This window comes from Thermococcus aciditolerans (assembly GCF_008152015.1).
In the GTDB taxonomy this organism is placed as follows: Archaea; Methanobacteriota_B; Thermococci; order Thermococcales; family Thermococcaceae; genus Thermococcus; species Thermococcus celericrescens.
Genome location: NZ_CP041932.1, coordinates 882,831 through 906,674, shown reverse-complemented (window position 1 = coordinate 906,674; position 23,844 = coordinate 882,831). Strand labels below are relative to the sequence as shown.

The following is a 23,844-nucleotide window of genomic DNA, read 5'->3' as shown; positions in this document are numbered from 1 at the left end:
ACGCTTAAATGTCCATCTTCCTCCCCAGTAAGGGGGTCGTCATGATAATCGCTTTCGACTTCGACGGAACTCTAGCGGATACGTACTCGTGCATTGAGGAGGCGTTTCAGCGTGCGCTCGAGAGGCGCTACCGATGGCTTCCCGGAAAGGCCCTCTGGGCGAAGCTCCTGACTAAAATCGAGCTCCAGTTTGAGAGGCCTACCTTTGGAAAGCACAAGAAGAAAAGCAGGCCGCCGTTCTTCCTCCGCACAAATTTCTTTGAGGCCTGGTTCGAGGAGCGGGCAGAGCTTACGAAGCCCATCGACGACTCCATCGAACTGCTGAGGAAGCTCAGGGAGGATGGCCACGTGGTCCTCTCCTTCTCGGCGGAGGATTTCATCGATGGCATGAAGGTGCGGCGCCTGAGGCGGATGGGCATCTACGACCTCTTCGACGACGTCATCGTCTTTGGCCACGATATGACCATAGATGAGGCGTTTCGTCTTGTTCGCGAGAAGTACGGGGATGACGTTTTCATCTGGGTGGACGACAAGCCCTGGCGCTTCGTGGGCCACGGTGATGAGAACACCGAGTACGTCTGGTACTACTTCCCGTTCACAGCGAGGTTCGTGGAGAAGAACCCCGAAAAACTGGCCCTGATACCTCACCTCCACGTCATAAGGGACCTGTGGAGCATATTCGACGTCATTGAGAACGTTAAAACAAAACGCTGATATGCCCAGAAACTTTTTTAGTTTGAATGTGGAATATTAAGGGTGATGAGGGTTATGCGGAATAAGGTGGTAATCGGACTGCTGGTGATTTTTGCGGTCATGGTCATCCTAGGTGTTGGGCCGTGGTGGGATAACATCATCGGGGACGTCAGCCCACCTCCCCCGAATGTTAGCGCGATTTATCTGGGGGTCAAAAATCCCGATGCCCAGAAGGGCTGGCAGTTCGTCGTGGAAGACTCTATTCTGACGGACTGCATGGTGGCGTACATATATTCCTTTGACCACCCTGGAAAGCTCACGGTATATGAGCTGGACGGGGGGACGTTGAATTCACTTGGGCTGAATTTTGAAGTCCAGAACTGCACCAACGTCCGGAGGTACGGAGTTCTTGCCGTTAATTTCACGGAACGCCCAGACGTTCTCTCGATCGAAATATGGGTCAGCAAAAGTTCTACCGGGGGAAACGACGTTTACTTCCAGCAACTTGGCAACTGGCGCTTTGTCAACGGCTCTTACATAGGATTCACCGCACCCCCAATGAACGATGATTATGCCCTGCTGGACATAGAAAAAGTGCGGGAGCTAATGAATGCCACTGGGATTCACTACATCAATCGCCGCTGAGGTATTCGAGGGTATCCTCCACAAAACCATCCCAATCGTCGTCGTTAACCTCTTCGAGTCTAATGGTGAAAGCATCTCCGATGTTCCACCTGATGGCTATCGCTCCCCTTTCGGTTTCCACTATAACAAGCCCGAATGGGGCATCCCCCATCCAGTGATGTTTTGAGAACCCTATTCTAAAACCGCGCTTTCTTAGTCCATCCATGATCAGTTCGTAGGTTTTGGCCGGTCCGTACGGACTCCTTGCAAACCCAATATAGGGCATTTCTACTCACCGATGTTCCATTGGTGGACGGATTTAAAACCTTTTCGGTTCCCCTAACAAAATTTGAGCTGCGAAGAAGAAACCTCACTGGCACCGGAACACCCCGGGAGGTGATGCTAACCTTTTAATACCCCGTGGGGGAGTTATCTCGGGTGATGGAATGAGGAAGCTTTACATTGGCCTGTTCATTGTTCTGGTGGTCTTTGCCGCGGGCTGCATCTCCGGGGGCGGGACGACCCCTGCTCCAACCACGACCACGACGACCGCCGCGAACCTTCCTTTTACCCTCGATGATATGAAAAACGCCATAAAATCCCTTAAGAGCTACGAGTACACCATGCACGTGGACAGCTACAACGGAACAAAACTCGTGGCCCAGCTCTCGAATGAGGGTGCGATTGACTTTGAGAGGAAGCTCAAATCCGTCTCCACCTTCTCGAACAGCTCCGTAGGCGGCGGCTCGTATTATAGGAGCTACTACTACACCACCTCCAGCGGCTACGCAAGCTACTTCGACCGGAACGGAACCGTGACATGGGAGGCCTCATGCTACGGACCTGGCGAAGGGCCGGATTTCAACTCCACGATCCTCAGCGGGCTCTGGGAGGTCCTTAACATCGATAACGTCAGGGTCATCGAGGATGGGGATTACTACGTTATCTACGCCAACGAGACCGGCGGCACCGCTATTGGGCCCAACGTGACGAACGCATACCGGACCCGGGTCGAAGTCAGGCTCACTAGGGATCTGATTCCGGTGGAGATAAAGAAAACCGTCTATTACGAGAAGGGTGGAGCCAAGTGGGTTGACGTGATCACAATAGACGTCAGGAACCCCAACGCCGCCGCGGTGGAGCCGCCCGAGGAGCTCGTCGAGTACCTCAAGGCACGGGGTATCGACCTGGCGGACTTCCTGAGCAAATGCTAAACCTTTAAATCCCACTTCCCCCATTTTCTTTTGGTGGATCTGCGGTGGATGCGTTCAGCGGTCTGGTGTTCTTTGCGTACGGACCGGCACTGGCGATACTCTGGTACTTCTATCACGCCGACAGGTACGAGCCCGAGCCGAGGAGGTACGTTCTGGGCACATTCATCTTGGGAGGGACGCTCTCGGTTGGCATAGCGTTCATTCTGGAGAGCTTTCTGACCCTCGGTGGAGCCATTCAGCCCCTCCTGCCCGCGTCTGCATTCTACGTCGCCTTCGTGGCCGGAATAGTGGAAGAACCCGCCAAGGCGCTGGCTATACGCTGGCCGTTCAAGGCGGGGCAGATGGACGGGATAATGGATGGCCTCGTCTACGGCGTGGCTGCGGGCCTCGGTTTCGCCGCGACGGAGAACTTCCTCTACGGCCTCGGCTGGGGTCTCGGAGTAACCGTGATGCGCGCGTTCCTCACCCCCCTCGCCCATGCCACGTGGAGTGCCGTGATAGGAGTGGCCTACGGCATGAAGGCGGAGGGCAAAATGACCTCCACGGCCTCGTACTTCCTGCTGGCAATGTTTCTGCACTTCATCTGGGACTACTACGCGTTCATGAGTGCTGGCGTCCCCGCGTACAACATCCTGCTGATATTCTTCATAATCCTGAACCTTGCCCTGCTCCGCTACTTCCTCCTCCTGGGACAGGCGGAGGATAGGAGCAGGCTGTGGTACTACTGGTTCAAGAGGAGGGACGGACTGTGAATGAGCTAGAGGAGGCTCTATTTGAAGCCAGACCTTACGTGGAGTATTATGATCGGCTGGAGAATCTGGTAAAGCGCCTCTGGGAGGAGGCCACCGATAGAGAGAACTTCCTCCAGTTTCTGAACGAGGAGATTGAGCGGGCCGAGGAACCCTTCAGAACGGACCTCAGGATATTCCTGCAGAAGTTTGAGGCGCTGTGAGATTCCATCCCTGGATGGTAACCTTTATAGCCTTCCATTTTCAAACTTTTTTCGGTGGGTGTGATGAGAAAAACTGCGGTTGCGGCCGCGGTGGCTGTTCTCGTAGTGCTGGCAGTCTGGGCCGTGGTGGATGCAACGTTGGGAAGGCCATCTGTGGAGGACGTTCTCGATGCCATTGGGGGTCAGAACTCCTTCTGCTGGAGGGAGGAGCTTGCCGACAATCTCACTGAGAAGGAAATCTTCGCCTGCGTGAGCTATGAAAATCAAAGCGCCTTCTGGAGGGTGACTTCGGGTAACGGAACCTCGCTTATCAGGGCGTTTCCTGGCGAGGAGTTCTACGACCTCAACTGGGACGTTGCACTCAAGGGCAAAGGCGTGGAGTGGAACGCGCTCAACTTCGCGAGCTGGGTTTTAAAGGAGGGCACGGTTGAGGGAATCGAGAAGGTCGGGCGAGATGAATATGAAATCCGCGTCGTTCTCAGGGGGACCGACAGCTACGCCGTTGGGACCATCGAGAACGGGAGCAGGGTCGAGGAGAGGTACGAAATAGTCGCCTTTCTCCGGGTGGACGGGGACGGCGGACTTAAGGGTGGACGCTTCACATGGAGGCGCGAGATGCACTACACTGATTGGAGCCGGGATGAGGTCACGGAAATCCGCGGGAGCTTCGAGATGCTCGGGCCGTGGAAAGGAAACCTTAGAAACAGGGGCGGCTAAGCGCCCCTCGTGGCCACTATTTTTATTCCGTTCCACTCGGCAACGACTTCCCCGATCTCCACAGGCGCCTCGAGCTTCAACTCCGCCAGGAATTTCATCAGCTCCGGAATCAGCTCCTTCGGTACCGGCTCCGCGGTTTTAACGCTCACCGTTGGCAGTGCGCCGTTCTTAACCCTAACCACGCTCATGACGATGCGCCGGGGGTTGGTGGCCTCTTCCACTGCCCATTCCTGCCCCCTGGGGCAGGTGTGCCCGGTGACGCCTATGACCTTCCCGTCCTCAATCCTTACCTCAATGGAGCACCCAAGGGGGCAGACGATGCACGTGAAGCGGTACGTCTTCGTCATTCCCTCACCACCTCGACGGTGAGCTTCTCTGCGTTCCTAACCTCCTCTGCCTTCAGCTTCACCCTGAGCATCTCGGCCGGCGTTGCCAGGGAGAGCTTTACGCGCTTCCCGACCTCGGGGATCTTGAGTTCGACGTCTTCCATTGGCCTGGCGACGCGCAGGTAGAGGTAAACGTCGCGCTCCCCGCTGAGGCGGTGTGGGGCGAGGAGGCGGACGTTTTCTCCTTTCTCAACCCCGATCCATTTCCTGCTCCCTATTCCGCCATTCTCGATGAACTCCTTCGCCCCTTCGGCCGCCAGCTCTCCCTGCTCCGCAACGTAATCGACGAGGTCATTGATGAGGAGCGCGTTTCCAGCCACGAAAACCCCGGGAACGCTCGTCTCGAGCCTGTCGTTCACAACCGGCCCACCGGTGGATGGGTCGATCTCAACACCTATGGCCGTCAGCTTCTTGACGCTGGGCACGAGTCCGGCGGAGATAATCAGTGTATCCGCCTCGATCCAGAACTCACTTCCGGGGATTTCGTTGAGGTTCTCGTCCACTTTTACTACCTTCACCCTCTCGACCCTTCCCCTGCCCCGCACCTCGACAACCTTGTGGCTCAGGTAAAGGGGAATCTCGAAGTCCTTCAGGATCATAACGTTTCTGGCCAATCCACCGGGGTAGGGCATTAACTCGATGACGGCCTTCACCTTCGCTCCTTCAAGGGCGAAGCGGCGCGCCATTATCAGGCCGACGTCGCCGGAACCGACTATCACAACCTCCCTGCCCGGCATTACCCCGTAGATGTCCATAAGCGTCTGTGCCTCCCCTGCGGTGTAGATTCCGGCAACCCTATCGCCGACTATTCCTATCTCGAAGGCGTGCCTCTCCCTCGCTCCGGCGGCGTAGATAACGGCCTTGGCCCACGCCTGATAAGCCCCGCTTGGAGATGTGAAGATTACGACCTTCTCCAGGTCGGAGTAGTTTCTGATTTCCATAACCCTCGCGGCGGTTCTGTATTCCACCCCAAGCTCAACCAGCCTCTTCGCGAGCCTCGCCGCGAACTCCGGGCCGGTTAGCTCCTCCCTGAAGTAGTGCAGTCCGAAGCCGGGGTGTATGCACTGGGGGAGTATCCCTCCCAGGTAGTCGTTCTCATCCAGGAGGAGAACGTTCAGCCCCAGCTCCTTAGCCCTTACCGCGGCCGCCATGCCGGCGGGTCCGCCGCCGATGACCACAACATCGTAGTTCAGCATCGGAATCCCCGGAAACATCAGGCATCACCCCTGAGGAGGGCCTTGACGTCGCCCACTCCAATCTCGCTTCCCCTACCTTTCAGGGTAACCTTCCACGGCTCAACGCCGTACTCCCTCGCGAGGAGCATGACTATCTTCGGCCTGCAGAAGCTCCCCTGGCATGTCCCGGTGGTTGCCTTCGTCCTGAACTTCACGGAATCCACGCTCGGCGTTTTAACGCCTATGAACTTCATCCTCTCGATGGCTTCAAGCACGTCCCCCTCGCTCACGTTGTTGCACCTGCAGACCACCTTTCCGTAGGAGGGGTTCCTCTTTACGGCCTCGTTCACCCCCTCGGGACTCATCATGAAGAGGTGGCTTATCTCCTTCCTGTACGGGTTCCACTTGGACTTCTCGACCAGTTTTATCCCGAGGTCGCGCCCGATTATCTCGGCAACCTCGTAGGCTATCGCTGGAGCGCTCGTCAGTCCTGGCGAACGGATTCCGGCGACGTTGATGAAGCCCCAGACCTCTTCCTCCGCTTTGATTATGAAGTCTCCCCCGCTGGGCTCTGGCCTTAATCCGGCAAAGGTTCTGATGACCTTGCTCTTCGGCGGGAGCTGGGGCCAGAGCTTCTTTGCCCCTTCCCAGACTTCTTCAAGCCCCTCCCGGGTGGTGGCGAGGTTATCCTTCTCCTCGGGCGGCAGATCCTGGGCGTTCGGCCCTATCATCAGATGGCCGGATATCTCGGTTGTTACTACGATTCCCTTGCTTATCGGGGTTGGGGTCGGGAAGAGGACCCTCCTCGGTCCGGGGATTCCCTCGTCAAAGAGCCAGTATTCTCCCTTCCTCGGGTGTATCTCGAAGTAGTCTATGCCCGCCATTCTCGCTACCCTGTCGGCGTAGAGGCCCGCGGCGTTGATGACGATATCGGCCTCAATGAAGCCGTTGTTAGTTTCAACTCCCTTAACCTCGCCGTTCTCGACCTTTATGCCGGTGACCTCTGTCTCGAGGTGGGTTTTTACGCCATTAGCTACCGCGTTCTCGGTTATCGCGATGACCGCTGGAATCGGCCCAATCTGCCCCACTATCGGAACCCAGAGGGCGCCTATCGCTTCCCGGGTCAGGCTCGGTTCGAGGTGGAAGAGTTCTTCCCTATCAACGAGCCTCATCTCGGGGACGCCGTTCTGCCTTCCACGCTCCAGAAGCCTCTCAAGCTCGTCAAAGTCCTCATCTTTCGTCGCGACGATTAAAGCACCGTTCCAGACGTGCGGAATCTCGAGCTCCTTGACCCACTGGTGCCAGAGCCTGTTTCCCTTTATACACAGCTTCGCCCTCGTCGGATACTTCTCCGGGTCATCGTCGTAACCCCCGTGGATCAAAGCCGTGTTCGCCTTGCTGACGCCCCAGCCAACGTCCGGGGCCTTCTCTATTAGGTGAACCTCGAGGTTCTCGTACCTGCTCAGGACGCGCGCTATGCTGGCTCCACTAATCCCCGCGCCTATTATGGCAACTTTCGTTTTCATACTCTTCACCTCGATTTAACTTGAGAAAGGACTTTCATCGTTTTAAAGCTTTCCTTAACCTTAAGTTTGGCTGAAAAGGAAGGAGAGAACAGTTTTGGGCATGAAAGGGGAGACCATGGGTGGACACTCATCAAATGAACAGATATGGCGTCTGCCCTGCCAGTAACTTCAGGTTTTGCATGTACGTCAAAAAAGAAGGAGACCGGAGCCGTGCGTTCGTTAGACTCCAACAACCTTCGCCCAGCCCATCGCCCTTTTCACGGCCTCCTTCCAGCCGTGGTAGAGCCGCTCCCTCGTTTCTTTGTCCATCGTCGGCTCGAAGACCCTCTCCGCCTTCCACAGGCTCCTTATCTCCTCGAGGCTCCCCCAGTAATCGACGGCGAGGCCGGCCAGATATGCTGCTCCCAAGGCTGTGGTCTCCTTCACAACGGGCCTGACGACGCGCCTGTTGAGTATGTCCGCCTGGAACTCCATCAGGAAGTCGTTCGCAGTCGCCCCTCCATCGACGCGGAGCTCCTTTATTCCGACGAGCCTCTCCATCTCCTCGACCACATCGCGCGTCAGGTAGGCTATGGCCTCTAAAGTTGCCCTCGCGAGGTGCTCCCTACCGGTTCCGCGCGTTATGCCAATTATCAATCCGCGAGCGAACTGATCCCAGTAAGGAGCACCAAGGCCGACGAATGCCGGGACGAAGTAAACGCCTTCGTTGCTCTCAAGTTTTCTCGCGAGTTCTTCGGTCTCGGACGCGCTCTTTATTATCCTGATTCCGTCGCGGAGCCACTGGACTGCCGCACCGGTTATGAAGACGCTCCCTTCGAGGGCATAGGTGACCTTCCCGTTGAGTCCCCACGCTATCGTCGTGAGCAGGTTGTCGGAGTAGCGGACGGTCTTGCCGGTGTTGGCCAGGATAAAGCTCCCCGTTCCGTAGGTGGCCTTGACCATTCCTGCCTCGAATCCCGCCTGGCCGAACAGTGCCGCCTGCTGGTCGCCCGCGTCGCCGCTGACGGGTATCTCCGCACCGATGAGTTCCCTCTTAGTGTAGCCGTAGACCTCGCTCGATTCCCTGACCTCAGGCAGAACCTCCTCGGGGATATTGAAGATTTCGAGAAGCTCATCGTCCCATTTGAGCCTCCTGATGTTGAAAAGCATCGTCCTTGAGGCGTTGGAGTAGTCTGTGACGTGCTCGCCGGTGAGGCGGTAGATTAGGAAGGTATCGACAGTTCCAAAGAGAACCTCTCCCCTCTCGGCCTTTTCCCTCAGACCGGGAACGTTATCGAGGAGCCACTTCAGCTTGCTGGCCGAGAAGTAGGCATCAGGCACGAGGCCCGTTTTCTCCTTGATTACATCGCCGTATTCCCTCTTTATCTCCTCCACCATCTCAGCCGTTCTCCGGCACTGCCAGACTATCGCGTTGTGGAGTGGCTTGCCGCTCCTGTCCCAGACTATCGTCGTTTCGCGCTGGTTGGTAACGCCTATCGCCGCTATTTGGCTTGGCTCAACCTTGGCCCTCTCTAAGGCGGTCTTGATGGCCCTGAACTGGGCGTCCCAAATTTCTTCCGGGTTGTGCTCGACCCAGCCGGGCTTGGGGTAGTGCTGGGGGAACTCGTACTGGCCGACGCTTAGAACGTTGCTCTCCCTGTCGAAGACTATGGCTCTAACCGAGGTAGTTCCCTCGTCGAGGGAAAGAATGAATTGCTCCATGGTACCACCGGAATTAGAGAAGGGGCATTGGGGGTATTAACGGTTTCGTTCCTCCTTCCTGGAGATGATGGCTAAGATTGACCCGAACCCAACGAGGATGCCCCACGTAGCGAGCAGGACGGAGAGTTGGTGGAAATCCTCGGGAGTTGCTTCTCTCCCGGAGTGGACAAAGATGTTGAGGTCCGCCCACTTTTCCATGCTTTCCCTCGTCTTTTCCATATACCGCCTGTTTCTCCCGACTACCCTAAGGAGAACATCTCGGCTTTCGGGTGACAGCTGGTCAAGGTGGGCAAGGATTATCCTGTTTTCAATTTTGTCATTGGAAATCCATTCAGCACAGGTCTCAGTTTCGTTGTAGTAGACCGCAATCCATCCGTCCCTCTCGCTTTCCTTCATGAAGTCGTCCAGCTGCTCAAGCCTCAGCCTTCCGACCATGCTAAGGAACCACTTATCCTCCCTTGAGACGCTGACGTTGATATGAAATCTCTGCAGGAGCTCCTCAAGCTCCTCTGCATCTTCGCCGCCGTTCATGTAAACGTAGAGAACCACCATGTTGCAGGGCCCAGCTCGCGGGGCGTTGGGGACGTTGAGCTTCTCGAGTTCGTCCAAGCCCGCCTCAATGCTCTTTTCCCGTAGGGTTTCGTGTAGGTAAACCCCTGAGAAGATTAGTGCGAGGAGAACAAAAACTATAAACGGAACAAAAGCCCGCATCAGTCTCTTTCTCTCCATACCACCACCAGCCCTATCGCGCCGATTAGAGCCACCCCAGCCCACAGGGCGAGCATGAACGGGACGTTGTTCTCCTTTCTAAATGGGTAAACGAGGATTACGTGGGCCACCGTGACGTTGCAGACGGGGACCTTTCTCCTGAGTCCGAGCTCGTACTCGAGGTCAATGGTTTTGTTGTGGATTATCTCCCTCTCCTCGGGGTCGGTGAGGATGCTCTCGAGCTCGCGAAAGGCGTTGAGCTCCTCAAGTCCTTCTTGGCTGGGTGGTTCGTCTTCCGCTTTTGTTCCCCGTATCACGCAGAAGGCTGGCAGTTCCTTCCAAAAGGCGCTCTCGTTGAGAATCGTGACTTCGAACTCACCGCGCCCTTCTTTGAGGTTTATGCCCCCATGAGGGAACTTGCTGAAGGCGGAAACCGTTCTTTTCATCCCCCAATCGTCCCTGATGTTGCAGGTCACGAGGAGCTCCCTCGTGGGGTTGCACTTCCACATGTCCGTTAGGTTGCGCTCTTTGAGCTCCTCCGTGAAGTTCTCCATGTTGGGCGGTACGAAAATCTCAGGTTGCTCTGAGTGTCTCTCTGGAGGAAGAAGCGCCGCCGATATCATGAGAACGATTGCCGTGATGAGCAGGACGACCCGTGCCTTCATCTCCAATCGTAATTAGTAAAGAGAAGAACCTTAAAAAGTTTTACCTCAACCCAATGTTCCCAAGGTACTCAATCATCCTTTCCACGTCGTTGACTATGACCCCATCGAAGAGTCCTCCAAGGCGGACGAGGTTATCGTTGGCGTAGTAGGTCTCATCTTTGAGGGACCACAGAACGACCTTAAGGCCCGCCCTCCTGGCCATCTGGAGGGCACCCACTGTTTTTTCCACACCAATGAGTTCAAGCGCCTCCACAGGCGGATTTATTGACCACAAAGATAGCTCGCCGATGAGGGTAGGGAGCCGTGTGAGCGTCTCCTCCCTGTCCACGAGGAGCCCCATCCTCGTCTCCCTGTCGTGTTTCCTGTACTCCGTGAGGGCATCAATTAGGAACGAAGACACCATAACCCTCGACGGGTTGTTTGCTCCGATTATTGCAGCCGTCTTTTTCACCGCGTCTACATCCTTTATCTCCACGTTGATTAAAACACCCTCTGGGAGGGCTTCAAAGGTCTCTTCGAGCGTTGGAATCCTCTCCCCGTTCCCGAAGTCCAGGGACTTCAGCTCGTCCAGCGTCATATCCTTGACTTTACCGCTCCCGTTGCTCGTCCTGTCAACCGTATCGTCGTGGATCACCACGACCTCCCCGTCCTTTGTCAGCCACACGTCCAGCTCAATTCCATCGGCACCCGCTTCAATTGCCTTTTTGAAAGCAAGAAGCGTGTTCTCGGGGTACTTGGCGGAGTAGCCCCTGTGGCCGAGCAAGAAGACCTTTCTTTCCGCCACGAAAATCACCTCCCCAATACTCTCCTCAGACCGTAAAAACTTTTCTAAGCCTCGCTGGGTCGTCCGAGATGACGGCATCCACGAGGGGGAGAAGCCTGGGCACCCAGTGGAGTTCGTCCATCCCGTGGTTCCAGAGGTAGATTTTAAGTCCACGCTTTCTGAAGGCTTGGAGAAGGCTCCTGAACGCCCCGTACCCAACGTACGAAACGGCATCTATTGGCACGTGGAGGGAGTAGATGCCCTTCAACCGCGGAACCCACATGAGGGAGGAGTAGCTCACTATGGAAAAACCCACCCTGCAGTCGGGGCATGCCTTCAGAATGGTCTCCACTATCTCCGGCCTCTCGGAGGAAAAGACGGTTCTCTCGAGGGCCCCGTACCGTTCCGCCTCCCTTAGCAGGGGTTCAACGGCCCCGGCTTCTTTAACGTCGGCGTTGAATACCGCACCGTTAAGCCGTGTGAAAACGTCCTCCACCCGTGGTATTATCCGCCCCATTGGGTGCAGCCTTCTCATCTCGACGAAGGTTAGATTTTTGAGGGGGTAGAACGCCCCGTTGGAGTAAAAGCCCCCGTCGTGGTGGGTTACGAGCTTTCCATCGCGGGTCAGCCTCACATCGAACTCCACTCCATCCGCGTATTTAAGCGCCCTCTCGAAGGATGGCAGCGTGTTCTCGAGCCTTCCCCTGACCCCTCTGTGTCCAAGGATGAGAGGTCTCTCACTGTCCATAGTTGTCACCTCTCCAACCGCTCAAAAATGAGCTCACAAGTCTTAAAAGTTTCATCCGTGTATTCTTTTCCTGTTAATTAAAACCCTGCCAATAGATGGGGGTGTACGGATTGGAGTTTAAGTACAGCAGGATATTCATACTCGGCTTTGGATTTTTCGGAATAAGCATTATCTGGGCCCTCTACAACGCATACATCCCGATTTTTCTCCAGGATACGTTCCACCTCAGCAAGACTGCCACGGGCTTCATCATGACCATCGACAACCTCTTCGCGGTTCTCCTGCTCCCGTTCCTAGGCGCGCTCAGCGACATGACGAGAACGCGGATCGGGCGGCGTAAGCCGTACATACTGCTGGGCGCACCGTCGGCGGCTCTGATGTTCGCGCTCATCCCGGTAGCGAGGACCCACGAAAGTCTGGCCCTCTTCATGGGAACGATTATCCTGATGAACTTCTTTATGGCGCTGTTCCGCTCCCCGGTCGTTGCGTTCATGCCGGATATAACGCCGAGCGAAAAGAGGAGCCAGGCCAACGGAATAATCAACTTCATGGGAGGTCTCGGCGCCCTGCTGGCGTACTTCGGAGGCAAGGCGCTCTACGACATGAACTACGCGTATCCCTTCTACTTCGGTGCCGCGATAATGCTCCTCGCCAACATACTCGTTGTTCTCGTCGTTCCCGAGCCCGAGGAGTACCGCGTTCCCGGGAAGAAGATAAGCGTGAGGAAGCTGCTCTCCGAGACATCCCACAGGAGCTTCGGTGAGCTGAAGGACAACCTCAAGGACGTGTTCACGAGTCACGAGAGGAGCCTTCTGGCCGTCCTCCTCGCGATATTCCTCTGGTTCATAGCCTTCAACTCGCTGGAGACCTTCTTCACCAGCTACGCCAAGTACTACCTTGGAATAGAGGAGAGCACGGGAGCCTTCATGCTCGGCGTCTTCAGCCTCAGCTTCATGCTCTTCGCAATCCCTGCCGGGTTCATCGGAGGCCGCTTCGGAAGGAGGAGGACGATAACCCTGGGTCTCATAATAGTCATTGGAATAATGCTTGCCGCGTACCTCGTCGGCGAGGGCTCGAAACCGGAGTCCAGCTCCCTGAGCGACCCCGTCGTCATGACGTTCATGGGCCTGTTCTTCGTGGGCGGTATGGGATGGGCCATGATCAACGTCAATTCTCTGCCGATGGTCGTGGACATGACGACCGAGGAGAAGCTTGGAGGGTACACGGGTCTCTACTACTTCTTCAGCCAGGCGGCAAACCTCGTTGCCCCGCCCTTCGCGGGGGCGTTCCTCGACGTTATCGGCTACAGGACCCTCCTGCCCTTCGCGACGCTCTTCTTCATACTCGCGGCTGTGGCGATGCAGTTCGTCCGGAGGGGCGACATCGTTCGGAGGAAGGGCGACGCCCTCGACTACGTCCCGGATATGGATTGAGTTCAATTTTTCCTATTTTAATCGTTTAAATCCAACTTGAGTCGTTATGGATTGACAGGAATAAGGGGGTGGCACCATGGAACGGAAGTTCAACTGGGGTGTTGTTCTCGGTCTGGCTCTCCTGGGATTTAGCAGGAGCATGGGATGGGCCCTCAACAAGGGATTCTCTTTCCCCTTGCTCTCCGATTACACCAGTTCCGCCTTTGTGAAGGGAAGCATTCTGGCACTCGAGGGGTTTATAGGCCTGATAGTCCCGCCGCTCCTCGGCTATTACAGTGATACCCTCAAGTCAAGACACGGGAGGAGGAGACCCTTCATATTCATAGGGGGCATCCTCGCGGCGCTGGCGACGCTCATGATATGGGCCGCCTACAGGATGGGCGCTCCCCTCTGGGCCTTTGCCCTCACGCTGGGCTTCCTGTACTTCTCACTCCACCTCTACACCGCCCAGTTCAGGGCTTTGATGCCGGACACGGTTGAGAGCGGCCAGCGAGGAAAGGCGAGCGGAGTTATAACGCTCCTCGAGTGGGCTGGCAACCTCTTCCTCTTTGGCCTTGGGGGTTTCCTGGTTGCGAAGTATGGGAAGGACTACATCGGCCCATTCGGGCTCACTGCACTCTTCCTCTTCATCGCGGCGGCTTTTGTCTACCACAAGGTCAGGGAGCCGGAGACCCCTGAGATAAAGGAAAACGAAAGTCTCTCGGGATACGTGAAGAGCATATTTGCCACGAAGGACTTCCTGAAGTTCTACACGGCCCAGATCCTCTGGTGGATGAGCTTCGAGTTCATAGCCATATTCCTGTACGGTATCATAGCGTTCATACTCAAGGGCAATGCGACACCTGAGAACATCGATGCAGTGACCTCGATGGGCCTCTACCTGATGGCGCTCTTCAACGTTGCCGTGCTCGTTGGTTCCCTTCCGGGCGGCTACATCTACGATAAGGTTGGCAGAAGGCTCAGCATAATCATCGGCGGGCTTATCTTCGCCCTGCCGCTCCTGTGGGGGTGGTTCATCCACACGGAGGCCCAGATTTACATGGCACTGTTCATGGCCGGAATCGGGTGGGGGGCGCTCATAGCGGCATCCTACCCCGTGGTCGGAGACCTCCTCACCAAGTTCGAGAAGGAGGCCTTCACGGGGCGCTACTACGGTGTCTACGAGGCCACCAAGTCAATCCCAGTACTGCTCGCGGGCACCATAGGTGGGGCCATCGTTGACCTGGCGGGTGGTAACTACCGCATTCTCTTCCCGATAGGGGCCATCCTGGTGTTCCTCGCGATGCCCCTTATATGGAGCATGAAGGAGCTCGAGGTGAGGAGGGAATGATGGTCTGGCTTGTTCTCTTCCTTCTCTTGCTCTTTCTGGCCTTTTCGGCCTTCGTGGGTTACAAAATGGTGAAACCGCCGCGCCTCATTGGGGACTGGACGCCTAAGGAGCTGGGCTTCGACTACGAGGATGTCACCATCGAAACGGAGGACGGGATTAAGCTGAGCGGCTGGTGGATTCCGAACGGGAGCGACAAAACGGTCGTTCCGCTACACGGCTACACGGCGAGCAGGTGGAACGACCTCTACATAAAGCCCACGATCGAGTTCCTTCTCGGGGAGGGCTACAACGTCCTCGCCTTTGACTTCAGGGCCCACGGAAAGAGCGAAGGAAAGTACACGACGGTCGGCGATAGGGAGATAGCCGACGTGAGGGCCGCCGTAAGGTGGCTGAGGGAGAAGCACCCTGAGAGTAGCAATAGAATCGGGTTAATAGGCTTCTCGATGGGTGCCATGCTGACTATACGCTCGCTCGCCGAGATTCCGGAGGTCTGCTGCGGCGTCGCCGATTCACCGCCGATGGACCTCGATAAGACAGGCGCGAGGGGGCTGAAATATTTCGCCAAACTGCCCGAGTGGTTGCACATCTTCGTCAGGCCCTTCACGAAGCTCTTCAGCGGTGGGAGAGAGGTTCACCCCATAGAGTACGCCGATGACGTCAGAAAGCCGCTCCTCCTCATAGCCGGTGAAAAAGACCCCCTGGTCACGGTTGAGGAAATCAGGGAGTTCTACGAGAGGAACAGGGCTGTGAACGCCGGTGTTGAACTCTGGGTTACCGACGCCCCCCACGTGAGGACGCTCAAGTTCCATCCCGAGGAATGGAAAGCCCGGGTTGGGGAGTTTCTGAGAAGGTGCATGGGTTAGGCTTTTAGCCTCGGGTTTCCATTTTTTCCCGTGGGAGCATGAAAGCGGAAATCTCGACCATGGTCATCATCGTCCTCGTCTTCGCGGCGTCGTCCTCCATATCCGCGCCCGCCTACATCCCCAGGTTCGGGGACTTTGCCATTCTCATACACGACGTCAGCCCGGGATACTTCGAGCAGCTGAGGGAGATAACTGCCCTTATAGATACCTACTCCCTCCAGAACGCGACTTACCTCTTCGTGATTCCGAACCACGGCGGAGGAATGCCGCTTGAGGATTACCCCGCTTTCGTGGCTTTCCTCGGGAGGCTGAAGGCGGAGGGCTACCACGTGGAGCTTCACGGGTACGCCCACATCGGGGACGAGTTCGACTGCGGCGCGAACTTGGCCGCGGAGAAGCTTGAGCTCGGCCTTGAGGCACTCGCCCCACTCAACGCATCGCCCGCGTACTTCATAGCCCCCAGGTATTCCCTCTCGGAGGATGCACTGGCGGTTCTTCTGTCCCGCAACATAACCGTCATCGGGGAGGATTTCGTGTACTTCCCCAACGGAACCGTCGAACCCGTATACAACCGGGAGTACACGTGGTACCTTCCCAGCCCCTTCCTGGACTACCAGCTGGCGAGCGCCAGGGCCTCGTACGCCCACACCGGGGGAACTTTCCTCCTGTCCATCCACCCCAAGGCGGTGAACAACGATGCTGGGATGGAGTTCCTCAGAGAGTTCCTGGGTTTTCTGAAGACCTATGAAAAACGGAATCCATGAAACGGCCTCGGCTAACCCTCTTCTCCTCACCGCTCAGCGTGGCTAACGCTCGTCATCGGCCGGGAGAATTTTGGGGGAACCTTTTAAAAAGCAACCGCCGAGAAGGGAAGGGGGATGAAGAGCGTTTACCGGTCTGATTCGCTACCGAATGATGAGACTGGCACTGGCAGACCCCATCACTTCTTGAAGAGCTCGTGCTCCACGAGCGCGACTATGTCGTTGTGGATGTCCTCAACGCTCGCCAGGGCGTTGACTATCCTTATCTCGGGGAAGCGCTCCGCCAGTTTGAGGTAGTTCTCGCGCACCTTCTTCTGGAGCTCGACTATCTTGTCAAACTCGGTCTTTATGCTCCGCCCGTTTATGCGCTTCATGCTCTCCTTAACGGGCAGATCGAGGAGTATCACGAGGTCGGGCCTCACGGCGAATCTGTTGAGGTCAATGAGCCACTCAAGGTCGAGCCCTCTCGCCCACTGATAGGCGAGTGACGAGTAGAAGTAGCGGTCGGATATGACGATTTTACCAGCTTCTATTGAGGGTTTTATCAGCTTGCTGACGTGCTCTGCCCTGTCGGCGGCAAACAGGAGCGCTTCCGCTTCGTGGCTTATCCTTGCCCCGTCTATGATGCCTTCCTTCCCGCCGGTGAGCACGAGCTTCCTGATGAGCTTCCCGAAAGCCGTGTCGGTCGGCTCCTTTGTGAGAACGACCTCGTGACCCTTCTCCTCAAACCACTCCGCCAGAAGTTTTGTCTGAGTTGATTTCCCCGCGCCATCGATGCCTTCGATAACAATGAACATTCCCACACAGGTCACCCCCAAAATGGACGGAGAATTATAACGGCGCGGGCCTTTTTAACGCTTTTCCGTGAAAATTTTTGAAAATGATTTAAAAAGAGCCCAAAAATTCAAAGGTTCTTTTTCATGTGGTCGAGCAGCTTCCATATGCTGCCGAACTCCAGCTCCTCCCCGTCCCTGTAGAACTCGACAACCCCCTCGGGCCTGAAGCGCAGTCCGAAGTCGTAGTCACCCTTCCCGAGCTTGTGGAGGAAGACCTCTTTGGGCTTCGGGGGAAGGTAGCTGGTCATCATATCGTTGATCAGCTCAATCTCGAAGCCGAAGTGGTCGCTCATGCGCGGGAAGAAGAGCACCGCGGGGGTGTTCATGGCATCGACGAGGGCCTTTCCATCGATGTGAAAGTTGTAGTGCTTGAAGACCTCATGAAGGAAGTCGTCGAGGGCGTTGGGATAATAGACCGTCGCCCCGATGTCGTTGGGGTGGGCCTCTATGAAGCTCCTGCTCTCCAGTATGGCCCCTATTTCGTCGCCATCGATGCCGCTGACGTAAACGCGGACGCCGCCGTAGTAGTACACGTAGGCCAGGGGCAGGCCCTTCCTCATGGCGAAGTCCTTGAGGGCTATGAGGGGAATGAGTCTGACGTCCATGATGGTTGAGCCTGTACTGACGATTCCGACCACCATGGCGCGCTTCCCGTACCTTGAGATGGCCCTTCCGTCCCTTCCGACTATTATCGTGCCGTGGGATATCGTTCCTATTGCCCTTCCGAGAAGGGCGAGCTCCTCAGGGTTGAACCTGGGGGAATAGTACACCTCCACTTTCATCACCTCAATCAGGCAGTATTATACTCTCCTTTCCAATCCGGGACTCCACCCAGATCTTGACGTTGGAGCCAATCTTGCTGAAGTCTTCGATGAGCGTGTTGTCGCCGATTACGCTTCCGGGCTGTATCACAACGCCCTTCCCAATGTGGACGTTTTCGCCTATTATGGCCTCCCGAATCTCGGCACCATCCTCTATGACGGCACCTGAAAATATCACCGAACGCTCTATTTTAACGTTTCTGCCAACTTCAACGTCGTCTCCAAGCACCGCGAACCCACTTATCCCGGGCCGCCTCAGCACGCACCGCCTTCCCGTGACGAGTGCCCCTCCGTGTTCGAGGTTCCCCTTGAGGCCCTCCGTCCGCAGCTCGGGCAGCAGGAGCCGCCCATGGAAGACGTCTTCCGTTGCCTGGAGGTAGCTGGAGGGTCTGCCCACGTCGTTCCAGTATTCATTGAACGGGAAACCGTACAGGGCGAGATCGTTCTCCAGCATTCGGGGGAAGAGATCCTTTGAGAAGTCGAAGTTCATTTCCATAGGGACGAGATCGAACGCCTCCGGCTCGAAGACGTAGATGCCGGCGTTGACGAGGTTGCTGAACGTCTCCTCCGGCTTCGGCTTCTCCTTGAAGCGAAGTATCCTGCCATCGTCGTTAATTACCGCTATACCGTACTGGGTGGGATCCCCAACCCTTGATAGGGCTATCGTGGCGAGGGCTTTTTTCCTGCGGTGGTACTCGTAGAGCGCCTTCAGGTCAAGGTTCGCCAGCACGTCGCTGGAGACGACGAAAAACGTTTCGTCCATGTTCTTTACCACCTTCTTCGTCGCCCCTGCTGTTCCTAGCTTGATGTTGTCGCCGTTGGAATACCACATCCTGACGCCCCAACTGCTTCCGTCCCCGAAGTAGTCAATTATGCGCTCTTTGAGGTACCCGACCAGGACGTATATCTCATCCACGCCCGCCTTCACCAGGTTTTGAACGGCGTACTCCATAAGCGGCCGGTTGAAGAATGGAATCATCGGCTTTGGCCGGTACACCGTTAGTGGAAGCAACCTCGTGCCTCTGCCTCCGGCCAGAATCACGGCTTTCATTACAAGCACCGATAGTCTATATCACCGCGAGTTAATATACTTTGCGCCTGATGCAGGGAGATGAACACCGGTCGATAAATATGGGCATCGGGTACCTGTCGTTGTGACAAGCTGTCCTCCCTTTTCTGGATAATAACCAAAATACGCCCGGGAATTACCCCATGTGCTGGTCATAACGACGAAGAATTTTTAAGCCTGAATCCAACTCCCAACGGAGGCGATATTATGAACGCCATTGAGAAGCTTGAAAAGCTCCTCGATAGAGAGCAGTTTGAGAAAATCAAGGCCCTGAACAACCCAGAACTCCACGAGTTTTTGGCGGAGTGGATTGAGTGGCTCGAACCTGATAAGGTCTTCGTCTGCACGGACAGCCCCGAGGACGAGGCCTACGTCAAATGGAAGGCCCTCTACTATGGCGAGGAAAAGATGCTTGAGACCCCGAATCACACGGTTCACTACGATAATTACTACGACCAGGCCCGCGACAAGGCCAACACGAAGCTCCTCGTTCCGGGTGGGAAGGCGATTCCCTTCCTCAACACCAAGGACAGGGACGAGGGTTTGAGGGAGATACGCGAGCTCATGAAGGGCGTTATGAAGGGCAAGGAGCTCTTCGTCTGCTTCTTCGTCCTTGGGCCCAGGAACTCGGTCTTCACGATTCCTGCCGTTCAGCTCACCGATTCAGCCTACGTCGCCCACTCGGAGTTCATCCTCTACAGGAAGGGCTACGAGGAGTTCAAGCGCTTGGGTAGAAACGCTCGCTTCTTCCGCTTTGTTCACAGTGAGGGTGAGCTCGACGATAGGAAAACCAGCAAAAACCTCGACAAGAGGAGGATTTACATCGATCTTCTCGACGAGACCGTTTATTCAGTCAACACCCAGTACGGAGGAAACACCATCGGCTTGAAGAAGCTCGCCTTCAGGCTCACCATCCAGCGTGCGGTCAGGGAGGGCTGGCTCAGCGAGCACATGTTCCTGATGCGCGTCAACGGCCCCGACGGAAGGAAGACCTACTTCACCGGTGCCTACCCGAGCATGTGCGGAAAGACCTCCACCGCCATGATAAGCTGGGAGAACATCGTGGGGGATGATCTCAGCTTTATAGTGCCCGTCAACGGCGTTGCTAGGGGAGCCAACGTTGAAAAGGGAGTCTTCGGCATCATCCAGGGCGTCAATCCCGAGGACGACCCGATAATCTGGGAGATACTGCATTCACCGGTCGAGATAATATTCTCCAACGTGCTCGTCAAGGACGGCAAGCCCTACTGGAACGAGATGGGGGTTCCGATTCCCGACGAGGGTGAGAACCACAGCGGAAAGTGGTGGCGCGGAAAGAAGGACGCAGAAGGAAACGAGATACCTCCGAGCCACAAGAACGCCCGCTTCACGGTCTCACTGGAGCACTTCCCGAACGTTGACATGGAGGCCCTGGAGAACCCGTGCGGCGTTGAGGTCGGTGGAATGATATTCGGTGGCCGCGACAAGGACACCTGGCCGCCGGTCAGGGAGGCCTTCAACTGGAGGCACGGCATCGTTACGATGGGCGCCGCCCTCGAGAGCGAGACCACCGCGGCGACCCTCGGCAAGGAGGGCGTCAGGGCCTTCAACCCGATGGCCATACTTGACTTCATGAGCGTCCCGCTCGGGGAATACCTCAGGAACTACCTTGACTTTGAGAAGAAGCTCAGAAAGGCCCCCAAGATATTCGCGGTGAACTACTTCCTCCGCGATGAAAACGGGAACTGGCTCAACCACAAGCTCGACAAGGGCGTCTGGCTCAAGTGGATGGAGCTGAGGGTTCACGGGGACGTCGGGGCGATAGAGACCCCCATAGGCTACATACCAAAGTACGCGGACCTCGCCAGGCTCTTTAAGGAGGTCCTGGACAAGGAGTACACTAGGGAGGAGTACGAGAAACAGTTCACCATCCGCGTTCCGGAGTTGCTCGCCAAGATAGAGCGCATCGAGACCATCTACCGCGAGAAGGTTGGGGAAGTCCCGGAGGAGCTCTTCCAGGTTCTCGAGGAGGAAAGGAAGAGGCTCCTTGAGGCCAGGGAGCGGTACGGGGACTACATCAGCCCCTTTGCCCTTGAGGGGAAGTGAGCTTTTCTTCCGATTTTCTCCTTTTTGCGGGCCTTCGTCAAACGTCGAGCGGTAAGGCTTTTTAAGGACATCGATAACTAAGTATCACCCAGGATGATATACGGGTGGTTGCCATGGCAGAGCTCGATACGTGCACATGTGATACAATCAGGGAGAAGCTTCCCCATCCGCTTAAGGGCCTGGCCGACCTGGCCTACAACTACTGGTGGAGCTGGAACAGGCGTGCCACCAAGCTCTGGGAACGGATAGACCCGGAACTCTGGCGCGAGCACAAGAACCCCGTTAAGCTCCTGCTGGACACACCGGCGGAACGCTTCAAGGAGCTCCTCCGCGACGATGATTTCATGAACCTCTACGAGCTGGTGATGGACCAGTTTGAGGCTTATATGAATCCCGAGAGCACCTGGTTCTCGACCAACTATCCCAAGTGGGACAAACCTATAGTGTACCTCTGCATGGAGTACGGTATAAGCAGGAGCCTGCCCATCTATTCCGGTGGTCTGGGAATTCTCGCTGGCGACCACGTGAAGACCGCGAGCGACCTCGGGCTTCCGTTCATAGCGGTTGGCCTTCTCTACAAGCACGGCTACTTTAGGCAGGAGATAGAGGGGGACGGCCGGCAGAGGGAGATATTCCCCGAGTATCGGCCGGAAGAGATGCCGATCACGCCAGTTCTCGGTAGCGATGGAAAACCGCTCCTGGTCGAGGTTCCGATTGGAGATGGCATCGTCCACGCGAGGGCCTTTGAGGTGAGGGTCGGCAGGGTCAGGATATACCTCCTCGACACGGATGTGCCCGAGAACAGCGCCGACGACAGAAAGATATGTGACTACCTCTACAACGCCGAGATAGACAAGCGCATAAAGCAGGAGATACTTCTTGGAATCGGTGGGATGAGGCTCCTGAAAAGGCTCGGAATAGAACCCGGTGTCGTTCACCTCAATGAGGGGCACCCGGCCTTTGCGAACCTCCAGAGGATGGCCTGGTACATGGAGGAGGGCCTTACCTTCACAGAGGCGCTCAGCATAGTTAGGGGCACGACGGTTTTCACCACGCACACCCCGGTTCCGGCCGGCCACGACAGATTTCCGATAGAGGAAGTCAGGAAGAGGCTGGCAAGGTTTCTTGAAGGAAGGGAAGAGCTTCTGGAGCTTGGCAGGGAAGGCAACCAGCTTAACATGACCCTCCTGGCCATAAGGACGTCGAGCTACGTCAACGGCGTGAGCCAGCTTCATGCGGAGGTCAGCAAGCGCATGTGGAAGGACCTCTGGCCGGACGTCCCGATAGACGAGATACCGATAGAGGGCATCACGAACGGAATCCACACCATGACGTGGGTTCACAACGAGATGAGGAAGCTCTTCGACCGCTACATTGGAAAGGTTTGGCGTGAACACACGAACCTGGAGGGAATCTGGTACGCCGTTGAGAGGATCCCTGACGAGGAGCTCTGGGAGGCGCACCTCGAAGCCAAGAGACAGTTCCTCGCCCTTCTGAGGAGGAAGATCATGCGGAGGAACCAGCGCCTCGGTACGGACGACCCTCTCCCGAGCATCGACGAGAACGCTCTCATAATTGGCTTCGCCAGGCGCTTTGCAACCTACAAGCGGGCGACGCTCCTGTTCACGGACCTTGAGCGGCTGAAGAGGATCCTCAACAACCCCGAGCGGCCGGTGTACCTGGTCTTCGGTGGAAAGGCCCACCCGATGGATGAGGCGGGGAAGGAATTCCTTAAGCGCGTTTACGAGGTCAGCCAGATGCCCGAGTTCCGGGGCAAGATATTCGTGATGGAGAACTACGATATGGGCAGCGCCAGGCTCATGGTTGCGGGAGTCGATGTCTGGCTCAACAACCCGCGCAGACCGCTGGAGGCGAGCGGAACGAGCGGCATGAAGGCGGGTCTCAACGGCGTCCTCAACGCGAGCATCTACGACGGCTGGTGGGTTGAGGGCTACAACGGAAAGAACGGCTGGGTGATAGGGGAAGAGAGCACCGAGCCGGAGAGCGAGGCCGACGACCCCAAGGACGCCCAAGCCCTCTACGAACTCCTTGAGAGGGAGATAATCCCGACCTACTACGACAACCGCGAGCGCTGGATTTACATGATGAAGGAGAGTATCAAGGGCATCGCCCCGCGCTTCAGCACCCACCGCATGGTCAAGGAGTACATGGACAGGTTCTACTCGAGGGCCATGAGCAACCACATCTGGCTCACCCGCGATGGATACCGCGGCGCGAAGGACATTGCCGCATGGAAGGACCGCGTCACCGCCTCGTGGGAAAAAGTGCGGCTCTGCGATCCGAAGGTCCGCGAGGGCGGGACCGGCCTGGAGGTGGAGGTCGTCCTGGACGGACTGAAGCCCGAAGACGTCCGCGTGGAGCTCTACTACGGGGTTAAGGCGGAGGGCTACAACGTCGAGAGGGCCCATGTAATAGAGCTCAGACATCCGAGGAAGCTCGAAGGTGGCAGGTGGCTCTACACCTACGAGGGCAACGCTCTCAGACATCTGGGCGACCCCTGCTGGCACTACGCACTCCGCGTTTATCCGCACCACGAGAAGCTGCCCCACAGGTTCCTCCTCGGTCTGGTGAAGTGGAAGAGCCTCGACGCTTGAACTTTCCTTTTTATTTCATCCCTGCACAGTACTGTACCTTAGAACACCGGTTGGGACTTTTAAACTCTCTTTGGGATGGACATATTTTTAACCTGAAACATTCATTCTGGCCTCCTCCCCGCCAGCGGGCGGTTCGGTTTGCGGGCCCATCACCTACTCG

Annotated in this window: 24 protein-coding genes; 12 read left to right on the top strand and 12 right to left on the bottom strand. The window is 56.4% G+C overall.

What is annotated here, in order from left to right:
• Window positions 1-41: 41 nt before the first annotated feature.
• Window positions 42-713: an HAD family hydrolase gene (locus tag FPV09_RS04945; protein WP_148882588.1), complete on the top strand. Its 672-nt coding sequence runs from the start codon at window positions 42-44 to the stop codon at window positions 711-713.
• A gap of 45 nt (window positions 714-758) precedes the next feature.
• A complete protein-coding gene (locus FPV09_RS04940) occupies window positions 759-1,337 on the top strand; it encodes a hypothetical protein (RefSeq protein ID WP_148882587.1) in 579 nt (192 codons plus the stop codon).
• Here FPV09_RS04940 and FPV09_RS04935 read toward each other — a convergent pair.
• A complete protein-coding gene (locus tag FPV09_RS04935) occupies window positions 1,324-1,602 on the bottom strand; it encodes a hypothetical protein (protein WP_148882586.1) in 279 nt (92 codons plus the stop codon). The genes FPV09_RS04940 and FPV09_RS04935 overlap by 14 nt on opposite strands.
• 160 nt (window positions 1,603-1,762) lie before the next feature.
• Here FPV09_RS04935 and FPV09_RS04930 point away from each other — a divergent pair, with 160 nt between their 5' ends.
• From FPV09_RS04930 to FPV09_RS04915, 4 genes are all read left to right on the top strand, one after another.
• Complete coding sequence (locus tag FPV09_RS04930) at window positions 1,763-2,530, top strand: hypothetical protein (protein ID WP_148882585.1); 768 nt, start codon at window positions 1,763-1,765, stop codon at window positions 2,528-2,530.
• Window positions 2,531-2,574: 44 nt separating this feature from the next.
• Entirely contained in the window at window positions 2,575-3,282 is a 708-nt protein-coding gene (locus tag FPV09_RS04925) for a PrsW family intramembrane metalloprotease (RefSeq protein WP_148882584.1), read from the top strand.
• Window positions 3,279-3,482, top strand: a complete 204-nt coding sequence (locus FPV09_RS04920) for a hypothetical protein (RefSeq protein ID WP_058939832.1) — start codon at window positions 3,279-3,281, stop codon at window positions 3,480-3,482. The genes FPV09_RS04925 and FPV09_RS04920 overlap by 4 nt, the downstream gene beginning before the upstream one ends.
• Window positions 3,483-3,545: 63 nt before the next feature.
• A complete protein-coding gene (locus FPV09_RS04915; protein ID WP_148882583.1) occupies window positions 3,546-4,199 on the top strand; it encodes a hypothetical protein in 654 nt (217 codons plus the stop codon).
• Here FPV09_RS04915 and FPV09_RS04910 read toward each other — a convergent pair.
• From FPV09_RS04910 to FPV09_RS04875, 8 genes are all read right to left on the bottom strand, one after another.
• Entirely contained in the window at window positions 4,196-4,546 is a 351-nt protein-coding gene (locus FPV09_RS04910) for a DUF1667 domain-containing protein (protein ID WP_148882582.1), read from the bottom strand. The two genes, FPV09_RS04915 and FPV09_RS04910, sit on opposite strands and share 4 nt — an antisense overlap.
• Window positions 4,543-5,799, bottom strand: coding sequence for an NAD(P)/FAD-dependent oxidoreductase (locus FPV09_RS04905; protein WP_148882581.1), 1,257 nt, complete (start codon window positions 5,797-5,799; stop codon window positions 4,543-4,545). Before FPV09_RS04905 ends, FPV09_RS04910 begins: the two co-directional genes overlap by 4 nt.
• Entirely contained in the window at window positions 5,799-7,286 is a 1,488-nt protein-coding gene (locus FPV09_RS04900) for an NAD(P)/FAD-dependent oxidoreductase (protein ID WP_148882580.1), read from the bottom strand. Before FPV09_RS04900 ends, FPV09_RS04905 begins: the two co-directional genes overlap by 1 nt.
• Before the next feature lie 219 nt (window positions 7,287-7,505).
• Complete coding sequence (glpK, locus tag FPV09_RS04895) at window positions 7,506-8,987, bottom strand: glycerol kinase GlpK (RefSeq protein WP_148882579.1); 1,482 nt, start codon at window positions 8,985-8,987, stop codon at window positions 7,506-7,508.
• 36 nt (window positions 8,988-9,023) lie between these two features.
• The gene (locus tag FPV09_RS04890; protein WP_148882578.1) at window positions 9,024-9,716 is read right to left on the bottom strand and encodes a hypothetical protein; all 693 of its coding nucleotides are present in this window, start codon (window positions 9,714-9,716) and stop codon (window positions 9,024-9,026) included.
• Window positions 9,698-10,366 (bottom strand): hypothetical protein, encoded by a 669-nt coding sequence (locus tag FPV09_RS04885; protein ID WP_148882577.1) that lies wholly within the window; start codon window positions 10,364-10,366, stop codon window positions 9,698-9,700. The genes FPV09_RS04890 and FPV09_RS04885 overlap by 19 nt, the downstream gene beginning before the upstream one ends.
• A gap of 34 nt (window positions 10,367-10,400) precedes the next feature.
• Window positions 10,401-11,144 (bottom strand): glycerophosphodiester phosphodiesterase family protein, encoded by a 744-nt coding sequence (locus FPV09_RS04880; RefSeq protein ID WP_148882576.1) that lies wholly within the window; start codon window positions 11,142-11,144, stop codon window positions 10,401-10,403.
• Between the two features lie 25 nt (window positions 11,145-11,169).
• Window positions 11,170-11,871, bottom strand: a complete 702-nt coding sequence (locus FPV09_RS04875) for a glycerophosphodiester phosphodiesterase family protein (protein ID WP_148882575.1) — start codon at window positions 11,869-11,871, stop codon at window positions 11,170-11,172.
• A 110-nt stretch (window positions 11,872-11,981) separates the two neighbouring features.
• Here FPV09_RS04875 and FPV09_RS04870 point away from each other — a divergent pair, with 110 nt between their 5' ends.
• The 4 genes from FPV09_RS04870 to FPV09_RS04855 all read left to right on the top strand — a co-directional run bounded on the left by FPV09_RS04870 (window position 11,982) and on the right by FPV09_RS04855 (window position 16,261).
• Complete coding sequence (locus FPV09_RS04870; RefSeq protein ID WP_148882574.1) at window positions 11,982-13,304, top strand: SLC45 family MFS transporter; 1,323 nt, start codon at window positions 11,982-11,984, stop codon at window positions 13,302-13,304.
• A gap of 76 nt (window positions 13,305-13,380) precedes the next feature.
• Window positions 13,381-14,634: an MFS transporter gene (locus tag FPV09_RS04865; protein ID WP_148882573.1), complete on the top strand. Its 1,254-nt coding sequence runs from the start codon at window positions 13,381-13,383 to the stop codon at window positions 14,632-14,634.
• A complete protein-coding gene (locus tag FPV09_RS04860) occupies window positions 14,634-15,497 on the top strand; it encodes an alpha/beta hydrolase (protein ID WP_148883695.1) in 864 nt (287 codons plus the stop codon). Before FPV09_RS04865 ends, FPV09_RS04860 begins: the two co-directional genes overlap by 1 nt.
• Window positions 15,498-15,535: 38 nt before the next feature.
• Window positions 15,536-16,261: a DUF2334 domain-containing protein gene (locus FPV09_RS04855; RefSeq protein ID WP_148882572.1), complete on the top strand. Its 726-nt coding sequence runs from the start codon at window positions 15,536-15,538 to the stop codon at window positions 16,259-16,261.
• A gap of 176 nt (window positions 16,262-16,437) precedes the next feature.
• On the opposite strand, the gene tmk is transcribed toward FPV09_RS04855, so the two are convergent.
• The 3 genes from tmk to FPV09_RS04840 all read right to left on the bottom strand — a co-directional run bounded on the left by tmk (window position 16,438) and on the right by FPV09_RS04840 (window position 18,966).
• Window positions 16,438-17,055 (bottom strand): dTMP kinase, encoded by a 618-nt coding sequence (gene tmk, locus FPV09_RS04850; RefSeq protein ID WP_058939878.1) that lies wholly within the window; start codon window positions 17,053-17,055, stop codon window positions 16,438-16,440.
• Between the two features lie 107 nt (window positions 17,056-17,162).
• Window positions 17,163-17,870 carry a phosphohexomutase domain-containing protein gene (locus tag FPV09_RS04845; protein ID WP_058939845.1) on the bottom strand — a complete coding sequence of 236 codons (708 nt, stop codon included), beginning with the start codon at window positions 17,868-17,870 and terminating at the stop codon, window positions 17,163-17,165.
• Between the two features lie 10 nt (window positions 17,871-17,880).
• On the bottom strand, window positions 17,881-18,966 hold the full coding sequence (locus FPV09_RS04840) for a sugar phosphate nucleotidyltransferase (protein WP_148883694.1): 1,086 nt from the start codon (window positions 18,964-18,966) through the stop codon (window positions 17,881-17,883).
• A gap of 225 nt (window positions 18,967-19,191) precedes the next feature.
• Here FPV09_RS04840 and FPV09_RS04835 point away from each other — a divergent pair, with 225 nt between their 5' ends.
• Window positions 19,192-21,069: a phosphoenolpyruvate carboxykinase (GTP) gene (locus tag FPV09_RS04835; protein WP_210411160.1), complete on the top strand. Its 1,878-nt coding sequence runs from the start codon at window positions 19,192-19,194 to the stop codon at window positions 21,067-21,069.
• A gap of 113 nt (window positions 21,070-21,182) precedes the next feature.
• A complete protein-coding gene (gene malP / locus FPV09_RS04830) occupies window positions 21,183-23,684 on the top strand; it encodes a maltodextrin phosphorylase (RefSeq protein WP_148882571.1) in 2,502 nt (833 codons plus the stop codon).
• Window positions 23,685-23,844 lie beyond the last annotated feature (160 nt).

Excerpts from the sequence above, each read along its gene's own strand:
- FPV09_RS04945 (WP_148882588.1), top strand. The coding sequence starts at position 42 with ATGATAATCGCTTTCGACTTCGACGGAACTCTAGCGGATACGTACTCG.
- FPV09_RS04940 (WP_148882587.1), top strand. The coding sequence starts at position 759 with ATGAGGGTTATGCGGAATAAGGTGGTAATCGGACTGCTGGTGATTTTT.
- FPV09_RS04935 (WP_148882586.1), bottom strand. The coding sequence starts at position 1,602 with ATGCCCTATATTGGGTTTGCAAGGAGTCCGTACGGACCGGCCAAAACC.
- FPV09_RS04930 (WP_148882585.1), top strand. The coding sequence starts at position 1,763 with ATGAGGAAGCTTTACATTGGCCTGTTCATTGTTCTGGTGGTCTTTGCC.
- FPV09_RS04915 (WP_148882583.1), top strand. The coding sequence starts at position 3,546 with ATGAGAAAAACTGCGGTTGCGGCCGCGGTGGCTGTTCTCGTAGTGCTG.
- FPV09_RS04910 (WP_148882582.1), bottom strand. The coding sequence starts at position 4,546 with ATGACGAAGACGTACCGCTTCACGTGCATCGTCTGCCCCCTTGGGTGC.
- FPV09_RS04905 (WP_148882581.1), bottom strand. The coding sequence starts at position 5,799 with ATGTTTCCGGGGATTCCGATGCTGAACTACGATGTTGTGGTCATCGGC.
- FPV09_RS04900 (WP_148882580.1), bottom strand. The coding sequence starts at position 7,286 with ATGAAAACGAAAGTTGCCATAATAGGCGCGGGGATTAGTGGAGCCAGC.
- glpK (WP_148882579.1), bottom strand. The coding sequence starts at position 8,987 with ATGGAGCAATTCATTCTTTCCCTCGACGAGGGAACTACCTCGGTTAGA.
- FPV09_RS04890 (WP_148882578.1), bottom strand. The coding sequence starts at position 9,716 with ATGGAGAGAAAGAGACTGATGCGGGCTTTTGTTCCGTTTATAGTTTTT.
- FPV09_RS04875 (WP_148882575.1), bottom strand. The coding sequence starts at position 11,871 with ATGGACAGTGAGAGACCTCTCATCCTTGGACACAGAGGGGTCAGGGGA.
- FPV09_RS04865 (WP_148882573.1), top strand. The coding sequence starts at position 13,381 with ATGGAACGGAAGTTCAACTGGGGTGTTGTTCTCGGTCTGGCTCTCCTG.
- FPV09_RS04860 (WP_148883695.1), top strand. The coding sequence starts at position 14,634 with ATGGTCTGGCTTGTTCTCTTCCTTCTCTTGCTCTTTCTGGCCTTTTCG.
- FPV09_RS04855 (WP_148882572.1), top strand. The coding sequence starts at position 15,536 with ATGAAAGCGGAAATCTCGACCATGGTCATCATCGTCCTCGTCTTCGCG.
- tmk (WP_058939878.1), bottom strand. The coding sequence starts at position 17,055 with ATGTTCATTGTTATCGAAGGCATCGATGGCGCGGGGAAATCAACTCAG.
- FPV09_RS04840 (WP_148883694.1), bottom strand. The coding sequence starts at position 18,966 with ATGAAAGCCGTGATTCTGGCCGGAGGCAGAGGCACGAGGTTGCTTCCA.
- FPV09_RS04835 (WP_210411160.1), top strand. The coding sequence starts at position 19,192 with ATGAACGCCATTGAGAAGCTTGAAAAGCTCCTCGATAGAGAGCAGTTT.
- malP (WP_148882571.1), top strand. The coding sequence starts at position 21,183 with ATGGCAGAGCTCGATACGTGCACATGTGATACAATCAGGGAGAAGCTT.